Below are 12,444 nucleotides of genomic sequence, written 5' to 3' on the forward strand. Positions count from 1 at the left end.
CTCAGTGAAAACTGAGGTTTTTTTGTTTATATTAGAATGTTAAATTCAATCTATGAAAAGAACCGTTTTTATTATTCTTATTTTATTTTTTCAGCAAGTTTTGGTTGCTCAAAATGATTTTCCTAAAATGGTAGATAAGAAACCAGCACCCAAAGAAGGATTGCCTGCGTTCTATTCTCAGTTTAAAAAAGTATTCAATACTTCTTTTTTGCCAGAAAATGTAACTGAAATTAACCTGAAACTTAAGTTTAATGTTGAAAAAGACGGGTCATTAACCAATATACAAGTAGGAAACGATAAATACGGTATAAGCAATGAGGCAAAACGTGTGTTGCTGCAAATGGGCAAATGGCAACCTGCCAAGCTAAATGGAGAGGATGTTGGGTATGCTTTTATTATGGGTATGGATTTTTATGTAAGAAAAGATGAAACCAAAAACGATAAGCCTTATTATGTATCAAACGAAGAAATTGACGCTTTTGTAAAATCATTAGATAACATTACGGTTCAGCAGTCAAATTTTGAGTTTAAGTGTAATTGTGAGCTGGTTAATTTTGATGCTAAAGAGCAGGTGTATTATTATGAATCTAAAGATAAGTTAATATCATATAGCGTATCAGTACAAAGAAAAAATACAACCGAAAATAAATCTACTGAAGCAGCTGTTGAAAAAAATAATGTTACAAAAGGGTATTACCTTAAATGGTTAGAAGTACCACACAACGAAATGAATTACTTTTCAAGACATATGTTTTTTGAAAACGAAACATTTTTTGGTACTATTAAAATTACATCAGAAAACAGACAGCTTGCCTACTTAACTTTAAATAGACTTGATTTTGTAACAAAGAATTAGGTTTAATAAACCATTAAATTACAACCGCGAATATCAGAATTATCAAATCTACCTAAAACTTCAAAAGAAAAGTTTTCGTATTTCTTTCCTAAATCTTGTGTAGCAATAAAACTACACGAGTTAATGTTTGCTAAATCAATTACATTAATACCGCCTGTTTTTCCTTCATTTAACAAAGTTAAAGGATCTTCGGTATCGCGAATCATAACATCCATCCACGACGGACACTCAAAAATACCATCGCCAAACGAATAAGCCTGAGAAAGCAACTCAGTCATACCGTATTCAGAATGTATTTTTTCCACGCCAAAACCTTCGGTTAAAATACTATGTAATTCTTCGCGAATCATTTCCTTTCGTTTACCTTTCATACCACCCGTTTCCATAATAATGGTGTTTTTAAGGTTGAATTTCTGCAATTCAATTAAATCCAACAAAGCATAGGTAACGCCAATAAGTAGTACATTTTGTCCTTCGTTATCCAACTGAATTAACTTGTTGGCTAATTCTTGGTAATTATTTAAATAAAAGTCAGAATCGGGATGGTTGGAGCCTTCAATTAAATCATTTACCATATAAATTAAAGAAGAACCATCGCGTTCTAAATAGGAGGGAAGTAAGGCTAAAACGACATAATCTTCAATATTTCCGTAAAATTTAGAAAAGGCACTGCGAAAGCTTGCTTCGTAAAAAGCAATATCAGTTACATGGTGTTTAGATGTTATTGTGCCTGTAGTACCACTACTTGTAAAGGTGGTTTGGATTGGATTTGTAGTGCTAAGAATGTCTTTTGATTTAAAGAATTCTATAGGCAAAAAGGGAACTTCGGTAATGTGTTTTACGTTTGCAGGGCTCTTTTTTAAAAGCAAACAGTACTTTTGATATACTTCGTTGTGTTCAAATTGATAACGAAAGATTTTCATAGCAGTTTTATGAAATTCTTTGGTTGTTTGAATGGAGATGATATCTTGAGGTGTAAACACAATGCTTCGTTTTAAAAAAGCAAATTTACAAATAAAAAAGCATCTCAAAAAAAGAGATGCTTTTTAAAAAATATAATTAACTAACTAAATTATTTAATAACAATTTTACGAGTAGCTGTTTTACCAGCTTCGGTAATTTTAGCAACGTAAATACCTGCGTTTAATGAAGATACATTCATTTCAGAAACTACTGTAGTATCTAATACTTTTTTACCTGTTAAATCAAACAACTGTACGTTTTTCTCTAAATTACTGTTTGAAGTAATGTTGATGATATCAGTTGCAGGATTAGGAAATATGTTTAAACCTAAGATGTTATTTTCTTTAACTGAAGCAGCGTTTGTTTCAAATACAACAACGTTGTCAATATCCATATCACTACTAGCTGTGTAGTTTCTAAATGTAAATCTTAGAATAGTTGCAGTTGCAGGAGCAGTTGCAGTTGCAGTAACTTTTGTCCATGTAGTACCTGTTGTAACAGGATTTGCAGGTTGAAAATCATCAGTTACACCAGAAATTGCAGCAGAACTATCTCTCCATTGCCCCCAATGTTTAAAGTTTGAAGTAGCTGATGCACCTTTAACCCAATAAGTAATTGTATATTCTTCTCCTGGAGTTACAGTAATATCTGCTAAACCAACTTGGTTGTTACCGCTTGTTCCTGATTTAGCTTGTAAAGTTACATAAACTGTACCATCTTGAGCATTTGCACCTGTTTGTTTTGTAATGATACCGCTTGTAAGGTTGGCAGTGTTCATGAACCAACCTGCAGCTTGGGTTGTACCATCAGTCCAACTTTCTAAACTTCCATTAGTGTTCAATGCAGTTTGCGCATTTACTGCAAAAGAAGCAGCTAAAATTGTAATTAAAGAGTAAATTTTTTTCATATCAATGTGAGTTTTAAATTATAATGCAAATTTACGGTAAATTGTTGTAAGCAAAAAACAAAATGATGTTACTAAATTGTTTACAATAAAAAAGTCCGTGCAATGCAACGGACTTTATAATCTATTTAATAATTATTTTTCTAGTAATACTGTTACTTTTCTCGGTGATTTTCAAAATGTAAACTCCCGCTTTTAAATTGGTAACATTTAATTCTTTTTGGTAGGTGTTCATCTCAGTTGATAGAACTCTTTTTCCTAACATATCATACAGCTCAATTTCTTTGTTTGAGTTTGACTCTGTGTTTACATAAATTTTTCCACTTGTAACTGGGTTCGGATAAATTTGAACCTTGTCTAAAGTATTTTCGGTTTTTATGTTTTCTGCTATTCCACTATTTTTAGCTGTTTGCGCTTGCGTTGAAAAGCTAATGGTTATAAATAATAAGAATATATATAAGTATTTTTCTTTCATCAATTTTGTTTTAATACGTAAATATACAAAATAATATCAAATAAAATACCAAAAAAATAACCTCAAAGTAATTTTGAGGTTATTTGTGAAAATATTAAGAAATTTATTACAATCCTGTTGTCCATCCTTGAGCCCAAGTTGGAACAGAAGTGCCGTTTCCTGCACCAGAAGCATTAGCGTTTTCTGTGAAAACTGCACTTGCGTCTGCACTTGTACCATCTGTTTTCTTGCCTTTAGACTTAGTAGTAACTGTGTCAAATTTAACATTTGTTACTTTTAATTTTCCTGTTGCAATAGCAGCTAAAGTTTCATCGTGTTCTACATCAATTCCAGTTGCGAAATTTTTCAACACAACGTTGTCAATTGATACAAAAGTACCCACTCTTAATTTCATACCTTGTGGTTCTGTACTTGCTGTACCACGACCAATTAATGTAAGGTTTTTGATAGTTGGGAAAGATATAGGTGCTGCACTGTGGTTGTTTGAGTTGTTATCTGCCTCAATACCTCTGTTTCCTGTAGAAGCATCTTGTACACCGTACCAATTTTCGTTTGTTCCGTTCCATCCTTCAGTCCAGTCAAACATATCATCTTCGTTGTAAGAAGAAACAATGTATTTTGTGTTAACTGTACCACCAAAGAATTCAATACCATCATCAGAACCTTTTGTTAATTGTACGTATTCAATAGTTGTACCACTACCTACACCAAATAATGATAAACCGTTAAATTCTTTTTCAGAACTAAAGTTAGCTCCAGCGTATTCAATTCTTAAATATTTAATAGAACCTGAATTATCATTTGCTTCAGTACCACCGTAAGTTAAGTCAGAAACCTCAGCTGTTGCAGTAGCTCCTTTGTTAATAGGTGCTTTACCACAAATTACCAAACCACCCCATTTTCCTGGCGCTTTTTCTGCCGATGTCATTACTACAGGGTTAGTAGCTGTACCGTTTACTTCAATTTTACCTCCTTGTGCAACTGCAATGTAAGCTGATGTACCACCTGTACCTACAATAACAGTTCCTGCTGGTATTACTAATTTTGCGCCATTTGCAACAATTAATTTTCCTGTTAATTTATGTTCTTTTGAAGCATCTAAAGTAACTGTACCGTTTGTAATAGTTCCTTCAAATTTATTTACATCAACTTTAAAATCACTTGTGTTAGTTGGTTGGTCTACTTTTGGATCTTCTTTATCATCACAGCTAACAGTTCCTAATACTAAAGATGACATTAATAGAACACCGAATAAAGTTTTGATTGATTTTTTCATAATTTCTTTACTAATTTATTTCACTTTTTTATTTGATACAAAGTTGCGTAACTGTTGTTTTTTAAACGTTAACGCATTGTTATTTAAATGATTGTTAATTTTAAATATTTGTTACTTTAATGTTATGCGATAAAAAAAACACAGCTGGTGTTGCTGTGTTTTTTTATTATTAAAAGTTGTAATTTAATGAGATGCTGAAAGTTGATCCTAATTTGTATGAACGTACCAACACATCTTTATCTAAATTTTCTTGAACTCGATCAATACTTGGGTTTAAAAGATTTTTAGCAGAAACGCCCATTCCAAATTTTTCACTGAATTTAGTTTTGAAGATAAAATCTAACATTCCAAAACCTTTGTCAACTAAATCACCTTTTTTCTCAACTCCAACAGCATAAAGTTTATCAGAATTGTAGTTATAAGCTAAAGTTGCCATGATGTTTTTATCGTTCCAAGCTTTAAAGTAAGTAATATCTGCATTACCTAAAAATTCTGATGCACCTGTAAAGCTAGATTTTGTATTTGTAAATGTTACGTTTTTTTCACCATTGGTTTCTGCTTTAATTTTTTCAGAATCTAACTCTTGATCTGTTTTCATATACGCAGCATTTATACCGAATGATAATTTATTATTGTCGTCATCATTAAAGTAAAAAATGTTTTTGCGTAATTCTACTTCTAAACCAGCTGCATAACCATAATCTCCTGTGTTTGCGTACGAAATATCGTTTGATGAAGAAGCAATGTTGGTTTCGTTAATTGGGTTTTGAATGTATTTACCAAAAATAGTTGCTGAAATTAACTCATCATTTTTAGGGAAAATTTCCCATTTAAGATCTACATTGTAATTGTCTGAAGCATATAAATAAGGGTTACCAAATTTAATTTCGGTTACATCTTCGTAAATAAACGGTGCACGCTCTTTAAATTGTGGCATTGTATATGTTTTAGAAGCTGCAAAACGTAAATTTTGGTTACCTGTTAGTTCGTATTTTAAATTTAAACTAGGTAAAAAGGCATTCTTTTCAAATAAATTACTGTCGCCTGTATTATCTAACTGCGTTTTCCATTCAACATTTTGACTAATTCTTTCAAAACGTAATCCAAGAACTGCGAATAATTTTGATGATAATTGATATTCAACATTTGCAAAACCTGCATGTACATCTAAATCTCCGTTGTAAAATTGTGGCTCTAAAGCGTTGTTGCTACCGCGGAATGTTGCAATATTAAAATAACCAGCTTCAAAATTTTGTTGGTTGAAAAAGTTGTCTAAGTTGTTTGGGTTAGCATCACGCAAGATTTGCTTTTGCTCATCGGTAACATCTAAGTTGAATTGACGTGCTTCAAACTCACGTTTTTTCATTTTACCGTTATATCCTACTGTGAACTTACCTTTGTATAAACCATCTTCAGTAGCATTAAATTTATAATCGTATGCTGCATTAATTGCTAATTCATTTTCATTTAAATCATGAAAGTAACGGTGGTTATCAGAATCTGTTTGTCCTGCAATTGTGTATCCATTTACAGTTTCACGATATCCTAAAATAGTTTGGGTTCTATCTGGCATAAAACTTTTAATGGTGTTATGTGAAATTCCCCAAGTAAAAGTTTGGTTATCGGCAACATCGTGTTTACCTAATAATTGGTGCGTCATTAAACGATTTTCAACATAACTATTTCTTGTTAAAATAGCTTCGTCAGAAATATCGCGTAAATATCCACGGTAATCATCATGTGATTGGTTTGAAGAGTTTACAAATAGGAAATTATAATCTACACTGTTTTTAGCATTTATATCGTAATTTGCATTAAACATACCTGTTGTCTTGGTATCGTAGCTAAAACGTTTGTGGTATAAATCTTTTAATTTAGCTCCTTCTGCACTTATTTGTTTGTCAATTCCTTCACGGAAACCATAATCGTTTTCAAAAGAAGCGGTAGCAAATAAGTTTAATTTTCCTTCGTTTCCTATTAAAACAGAACCACCACCATTTACTGCAATGTTTGATCCAAACGGAACCGCATTATATGTTTTTAATGGCGTTGTAAAGTTATAAGCACCTAACGGATTGTTTGGAATGGTGTTGTTTTTGTTGAAGCCTAATTTGTTACGACCTTCTTGTAAAGTAAAATCTTTTACACCTAAAGCGTTTGTGTTGCCACTAGCGCCTAAAGAAACGCCAAAAGTTGGTTTGCCTGTATGTTTTTTAGAGTTGATGTCTACGTTACCACCAGCAAAATCTCCAGAGTTTCTAACAACATATGTTTTATCAATTGAGATGTAATCAACAATATCTGTAGAAAATAAATCTAGTTCAATGTTCTTTTTTTCAGGATCGTTTGATACAACTGGTAATCCATTCATAGTAGTACTGTTGTAACGGTCTCCTAAACCACGTACAAAAATACCACCTGTACTTTCTTGTTTGGTAACACCAGATGTTTTGGTTACGGCTGCAGCTACATCACTAACTCCTTTTCTTGAAAGTTCTTGCGCGCCAATTTGTTGTTTTATTTCTAATGATTTACGTTGATCATTTAATAAAGCAGATTCAGTTGATTTTTTATTATTAACTGTAATTACTACTTCGTCTAAGTTAGCATCTTCAGCAACCAAGTTAATTGATACATCTTTAGGTTCTGTAGTTGCATAAGGCATTACATATGTTTGGTAACCTACATAAGATGCCTCTAACATGTAAGAACCTTCATTACACTGTATTTCAAAATAACCACTTTCATCTGTATTTGCACCAAATTCAGTGTTTTGTAACATTACAGTTGCGTAAGCTAAAGGGGTGTTGTTGTTTGCAGAGTCATAAACATATCCTTTAATAGTTTGCGATTCTTGTGCATAAGTCACAGCTCCAAATAATAATGCTGCTGCCAAAAAATTTAATTTCATTTTGTGTGTGTTGTAATTTTTCGAGGCAAAGGAACTATGTTTACGTTACTGCATTGTTACTCAAATTTTATCAATAAGTTGGGTTTATGTAAATAAAACGTTACCACATTAAATAATTGTTAAGTGCGTGTTTGTTTTTTATTTATCTTTAATTTTACAATCGAAAACAACGCAAAAAAAGATGAAAAACAAAGACATCAAAGTATTATTGGTAGATGACGATGCTGATATTTTAGAGATTGTAGGTTTTAATTTAGAAGCTGAAGGATATCAGGTTTTAAAGGCAAACAATGGGAAAGAAGCAATAACTATTGCTAAAAAAGAGCATCCTAATTTGGTGATTTTAGATGTAATGATGCCTGAAATGGATGGTATTGAAGCATGTGAAACTATGCGCAAATTACCAGAATTACAAAGTACTATTATTACATTTTTAACGGCGCGTGGCGAAGATTATTCGCAAGTGGCTGGTTTTGATGTAGGTGCCGATGATTATATTACAAAGCCTATTAAACCAAAATTATTGGTTAGTAAGGTAAAAGCACTTTTGCGCAGAGTAAAAGAAGATAGTAATGTAGAGGATATCTTAAAAATTGGCAACATTCAAATTAATCGTGAGGAATACAAGATTGTTAAAGATACACAAGAGATTATTTTACCACGAAAAGAGTTTGAATTGTTTTATTTATTAGCGTCAAAACCTGGAAAAGTGTTTAAGCGTGAAGAAATTCTTGACAAAGTTTGGGGTAATGAAGTAATTGTTGGAGGTAGAACAATTGATGTACACATAAGAAAACTACGTGAAAAAATTGGCGATGATTTGTTTAAAACCATCAAAGGCGTAGGTTATAAATTAGAAATTTAATGGGTTTAAAATACCGTAAATCATACAAATTTGCAATAAAATCAGCTGCTGTAATAACTTTATTTGCAGTAGTACTTTTGGTAAGTTTGCAACATTTGTTTTTTCATATAAACGCACTTTTTACAGTAACTTTTACGTTACTGTTTTTTGCTTTTAGTTTTTTTGTATTGCAATATCGTGTAGAACGGTTTATTTATCGCCGTATTCAAAAAATATACAAAGAGGTAAGTATTTTAGATGAATCGGTTCTAAGAAATCAACCTATTACAACCGATATGCAAACCTTAATGTACGAGGTGAATAAGTTTGCTACCGATAAAAAAGTAGAGATTGAATTATTAAAAGTACAAGAAGAATACCGCAGAGAATTTATTGGCAATGTTGCGCATGAGTTAAAAACGCCACTGTTTACTGTACAGGGTTATATTTCTACATTGATTGATGGCGGAGTAAAAGATAAAGCCATTCGTAAAAAATATTTAGAACGTGCAGATCATGGTATTGATCGTTTAATTGATATTGTGAGCGATTTGGATATGATTACCAAGCTAGAAAGTAATGAGCTTAAGTTAAACATACAAACCTTTGATATTATTGAGCTTTTTCAAAATGTTTTTGATTTACTTGAAATGAAAGCTGATAAAAAGGATATTACTTTAATGTTTGATAAAGACCATTATAGATCGATTTTTGTAAATGGCGATCGCGAAAAAATGAATCAAGTGATTTTGAATTTGGTTGATAATTCTATTAAATATGGTAGAGATAATGGAACAACAGAGGTTTCGATAGAAAGTTTAACCGATAAAAAATTATTGGTACGCATAACAGACAATGGTTTTGGTATCGAAAAAAAACATATTGGTCGTTTATTTGAACGTTTTTATCGAACCGATTCAAGCAGATCTCGAGAAATTGGTGGTTCTGGTTTAGGTTTATCTATTGTAAAACATATTTTAGAAGCCCATAACGAACATATTTACGTTGAAAGTCAGGTAGGCGTAGGATCCGAATTTTCATTCACTATAGAAAAAGCAGTTAAAAAATAACTGCTTTTTTTTGTTTATTTTCTACAAACCTAATTTAATTGTATTTTTGCCCAAATTTTAGTAAAGTGGGAAGTAAAAATAAACTGAAAAGGTTTAGAGAAAACGAAACGTTTTCAAATGTATATCAACCAAGTAGAGAAGAAGTTGTAGGAAATACCTTTGCTTTAAAAGGAAACTGGAATAAAGAAGTTTTTAAAAATAACAATCCAATTGTTTTAGAATTAGGATGCGGAAAAGGTGAATATTCTGTAGAATTAGCGCGTCGTTTTCCAAATACCAATTTTATAGGTATTGATATTAAAGGTTCTCGTTTTTGGCGTGGTGCAAAAACAGCGGTTGAAGAAAATTTACCTAATGTGGCGTTTTTACGTACTCAAATTGAATTGATTGAAAGCTGTTTTGCAGCTAATGAAGTAACTGAAATTTGGATTACGTTCCCAGATCCTCAAATTAAATACAAGCGTACCAAACATCGTTTAACAAACGAAGAGTTTTTGGCTCGATACAAAAATATTTTAAAGCCAGAAGGAGTCATCAATCTTAAGACCGATAGTGAATTTATGCACGGTTATACTTTAGGGTTGCTGCATGGTGCGGGGCATGAAGTGTTGTACGCTAATCATCATGTTTATAGAAATGAAGGAGCGCCTGAAGTGGTTACAGCAATTCAAACTTTTTACGAATCGCAATATTTAGAACAAAACAAACCTATTACTTATATTAAATTTCGCTTGAAATAATGCATCATGTAATTCCTTTTTTTACGGGCTTTTTTGCTTCAATTCTAGGAACTTTACTTCCGGGTATTTTAAATGCTACGGTGGTGAGGATTTCTAAAGAAGAAGGAATGAAACATGCATACAGTTTTATGGCAGGTACGTTTGTAATTATTGCATTGCAAACGTATTTGGCTGTTTTTTTTGCCAAAGTAATTGAAAACAGTATTGTTGTAACCAATATTTTGCGAGAGATTGGTTTTGTGGCGTTTTTTATTTTAACGCTGTATTTTTTTATTGCCAAGCCAAAATCAAAATTCAAATCTAAGTTTAGTGTTCAAGCAAAACGCAAAAGTTTTTATCAAGGCTTATGCTTTGCTTTGCTTAATATTTTTCCTGTTTTTTACTATGTTTTTATTAGTATAACGGCTATTAATAATGATTGGTACGCCATAAATTATGTTAACAATATTTTATTAACAGTAGGGGTTTTACTAGGTACTTTTTCGGCTTTCATGTTTTATATTAATTTGTTTAAGCAAGCTAATATTCAAGACAATTTTTTCTTAAAAAATATTAATAAAATAATAGGTACCATAACAGCAGTAATTGCTATTGTTAATTTATATAAACTGGTGCGTTAATGACAAATACCGATTTTTTTAGCCGAGTGTATGATGTAGTTAAGCAAATTCCGTATGGAAAAATTACTACTTATGGTGCTATTGCAAAGAAAATTGGTGCGCCAAAATCGGCAAGAATGGTAGGTTATGCTTTAAATGCTTCTGGTAGGCAAGATGATGTTCCTGCGCACAGAGTAGTAAACCGTAAAGGATTGTTAACAGGTAAACATCACTTTCAAGGAACTAATTTAATGCAGCAACTATTAGAAAGCGAAGGAATAAAAGTGAAAGACAATACCGTTCAAAATTTTAAGGAACATTTTTGGGAACCATAAAAAAAGCCGCTTCAAATTTGAAACGGCTTTTTTATAAGCTTATTTTTTTATGAATTTTGAATGATAATTAATTTCATTATTAGATTTTAATTTTACTATATAAGTACCATTTGCAAGATGCGAAACATTTATACTGTTGTCTGAAACATTTTGTTCTACTATCTTTTTTCCATTAATGTTATAAATTATTACTTTTTTAATTATGATATCTTTTTCTGACCAAAAAAGTTTATCGGTAGTTGGATTTGGATATAAATTAATGATAATATCATTTTCGTATTCGGGTGTAGAAGCTTTCCCACAATAATAAACCTGTTTAGGTATAGTAGCCGGCGAAATTTGAGAATGCAAATTAGCATTTGTACCGAAATACCATAATGAATTGTCATTTTTTGTAAGCCAGTACCCCTTAAAAAGGCTTAACGATCCAGAAACACTTTTCCAATCTTTATCGGCGCCTATTTGTGTACGAATGTTTGTATTCATGTAAGTATATGGTCCTCCAAATAAACCAGCACCAGAATACCATAGTGAACCGTCGGCTTGTATTCCTAAAAAATTAGATCCTGTTATACTTACATCTTTCCAAGTGTCAGTCCCAAGTTGTATATAATCAGTGAAATAATCCATACCGTTAGTGCTACTTCCTGTGCCTAATCCGCTAGTATTAATACCGTTATATGATACTCCCCATAAAGTGTTGTCATTCTTGAGCATTACATAGAAAAAGGCGGGACTCATCATAATTTTTTTCCAATCAGTATCATTACTCAATTTATAAAAACCGTTAGATTCAAATTGGGCACCTAACGGTAGTCGAATAGCATTACTAACCCCGGGGTTAGGTGCGCCTAAACTTACAGCACCTGTGCCATATAGTTCACCGTTATTTTTTATAGCGAATGTTGTATGCTCATCAGCATTTATATAACTCCAATCGGTATCGTTATTTAATTGTATAGGAGTTGTCTGGTCTGGTGGTAGATTCCAATGAAAGTAACCTAAACTATGAGTTCTTGTATTTCCCCATCCCCACAATGTTCCGTTAGATTTTAATGCAATAGAGTGCCAATTACCTAAAGCAATCATTACCCAATCATTATCTGTTCCTACTTGTGTAGGTATATAATGATCTGTCATGGTACCGTTACCTAATTTCCCAGTGTCATTACTGCCCCAACTCCACAAAGTTCCATCATTTTTAATGGCTAAAGTATGAAAGTGTCCCTGACGTATCATTTTCCAGTTTGCATTACTTTCTATATGTGGGGCTGAAAGGGAATAATTATTTTTAGTGCCATCGCCTATTTGTCCTCGATGACTATTTTCACCAAACGAAACTCTTTTGTTGTCTTTAGTAAGAATTGAAACAACAGATCCTCCTACAGAAACTTCTTCCACACAATACTGACAATATGCATTAAAACCTAATAATGTAATAAAAAAGAATAGTAATTTTTTCTGCATAATT

Annotated in this window: 12 protein-coding genes; 6 read left to right on the plus strand and 6 right to left on the minus strand. The window is 32.1% G+C overall.

The window, feature by feature from the left end:
- Nucleotides 1-52: 52 nt before the first annotated feature.
- Nucleotides 53-856, plus strand: coding sequence for an energy transducer TonB (locus H1R17_RS06320; RefSeq protein WP_163432143.1), 804 nt, complete (start codon nt 53-55; stop codon nt 854-856).
- 2 nt (nt 857-858) lie between these two features.
- Here H1R17_RS06320 and H1R17_RS06325 read toward each other — a convergent pair whose 3' ends face one another.
- From H1R17_RS06325 to H1R17_RS06345, 5 genes are all read right to left on the minus strand, one after another.
- A complete protein-coding gene (locus tag H1R17_RS06325) occupies nt 859-1,839 on the minus strand; it encodes an acyl transferase (RefSeq protein WP_163432144.1) in 981 nt (326 codons plus the stop codon).
- Nucleotides 1,840-1,928: 89 nt separating this feature from the next.
- Nucleotides 1,929-2,726 (minus strand): T9SS type A sorting domain-containing protein, encoded by a 798-nt coding sequence (locus H1R17_RS06330; RefSeq protein ID WP_163432145.1) that lies wholly within the window; start codon nt 2,724-2,726, stop codon nt 1,929-1,931.
- Nucleotides 2,727-2,847: 121 nt separating this feature from the next.
- A complete protein-coding gene (locus tag H1R17_RS06335) occupies nt 2,848-3,198 on the minus strand; it encodes a T9SS type A sorting domain-containing protein (protein WP_163432146.1) in 351 nt (116 codons plus the stop codon).
- Nucleotides 3,199-3,304: 106 nt separating this feature from the next.
- Nucleotides 3,305-4,474, minus strand: coding sequence for a hypothetical protein (locus H1R17_RS06340; protein ID WP_163432147.1), 1,170 nt, complete (start codon nt 4,472-4,474; stop codon nt 3,305-3,307).
- A 169-nt stretch (nt 4,475-4,643) separates the two neighbouring features.
- Nucleotides 4,644-7,385, minus strand: a complete 2,742-nt coding sequence (locus tag H1R17_RS06345; protein WP_163432148.1) for a TonB-dependent receptor — start codon at nt 7,383-7,385, stop codon at nt 4,644-4,646.
- A 181-nt stretch (nt 7,386-7,566) separates the two neighbouring features.
- Here H1R17_RS06345 and H1R17_RS06350 point away from each other — a divergent pair, with 181 nt between their 5' ends.
- From H1R17_RS06350 to H1R17_RS06370, 5 genes are all read left to right on the plus strand, one after another.
- Entirely contained in the window at nt 7,567-8,250 is a 684-nt protein-coding gene (locus H1R17_RS06350) for a response regulator (protein ID WP_163432149.1), read from the plus strand.
- Nucleotides 8,250-9,299: a cell wall metabolism sensor histidine kinase WalK gene (locus H1R17_RS06355; protein WP_163432150.1), complete on the plus strand. Its 1,050-nt coding sequence runs from the start codon at nt 8,250-8,252 to the stop codon at nt 9,297-9,299. Before H1R17_RS06350 ends, H1R17_RS06355 begins: the two co-directional genes overlap by 1 nt.
- A 65-nt stretch (nt 9,300-9,364) precedes the next feature.
- Nucleotides 9,365-10,039, plus strand: a complete 675-nt coding sequence (gene trmB, locus H1R17_RS06360; protein WP_163432151.1) for a tRNA (guanosine(46)-N7)-methyltransferase TrmB — start codon at nt 9,365-9,367, stop codon at nt 10,037-10,039.
- A complete protein-coding gene (locus H1R17_RS06365) occupies nt 10,039-10,659 on the plus strand; it encodes a LysE family transporter (protein ID WP_163432152.1) in 621 nt (206 codons plus the stop codon). The genes trmB and H1R17_RS06365 overlap by 1 nt, the downstream gene beginning before the upstream one ends.
- Nucleotides 10,659-10,973 (plus strand): MGMT family protein, encoded by a 315-nt coding sequence (locus H1R17_RS06370; protein WP_163432153.1) that lies wholly within the window; start codon nt 10,659-10,661, stop codon nt 10,971-10,973. The genes H1R17_RS06365 and H1R17_RS06370 overlap by 1 nt, the downstream gene beginning before the upstream one ends.
- A gap of 39 nt (nt 10,974-11,012) precedes the next feature.
- Here H1R17_RS06370 and H1R17_RS06375 read toward each other — a convergent pair whose 3' ends face one another.
- Entirely contained in the window at nt 11,013-12,440 is a 1,428-nt protein-coding gene (locus H1R17_RS06375; RefSeq protein ID WP_163432154.1) for a T9SS type A sorting domain-containing protein, read from the minus strand.
- Nucleotides 12,441-12,444 lie beyond the last annotated feature (4 nt).

This window comes from Flavobacterium sp. xlx-214 (assembly GCF_013874595.1).
Classification (GTDB): domain Bacteria; phylum Bacteroidota; class Bacteroidia; order Flavobacteriales; family Flavobacteriaceae; genus Flavobacterium.

Bases quoted from the DNA above. Each gene is read 5' to 3' on its own strand.
- H1R17_RS06320 (WP_163432143.1), top strand. From the start codon at position 53: ATGAAAAGAACCGTTTTTATTATTCTTATTTTATTTTTTCAGCAAGTT.
- H1R17_RS06330 (WP_163432145.1), bottom strand. From the start codon at position 2,726: ATGAAAAAAATTTACTCTTTAATTACAATTTTAGCTGCTTCTTTTGCA.
- H1R17_RS06335 (WP_163432146.1), bottom strand. From the start codon at position 3,198: ATGAAAGAAAAATACTTATATATATTCTTATTATTTATAACCATTAGC.
- H1R17_RS06340 (WP_163432147.1), bottom strand. From the start codon at position 4,474: ATGAAAAAATCAATCAAAACTTTATTCGGTGTTCTATTAATGTCATCT.
- H1R17_RS06345 (WP_163432148.1), bottom strand. From the start codon at position 7,385: ATGAAATTAAATTTTTTGGCAGCAGCATTATTATTTGGAGCTGTGACT.
- H1R17_RS06350 (WP_163432149.1), top strand. From the start codon at position 7,567: ATGAAAAACAAAGACATCAAAGTATTATTGGTAGATGACGATGCTGAT.
- H1R17_RS06355 (WP_163432150.1), top strand. From the start codon at position 8,250: ATGGGTTTAAAATACCGTAAATCATACAAATTTGCAATAAAATCAGCT.
- H1R17_RS06365 (WP_163432152.1), top strand. From the start codon at position 10,039: ATGCATCATGTAATTCCTTTTTTTACGGGCTTTTTTGCTTCAATTCTA.
- H1R17_RS06370 (WP_163432153.1), top strand. From the start codon at position 10,659: ATGACAAATACCGATTTTTTTAGCCGAGTGTATGATGTAGTTAAGCAA.
- H1R17_RS06375 (WP_163432154.1), bottom strand. From the start codon at position 12,440: ATGCAGAAAAAATTACTATTCTTTTTTATTACATTATTAGGTTTTAAT.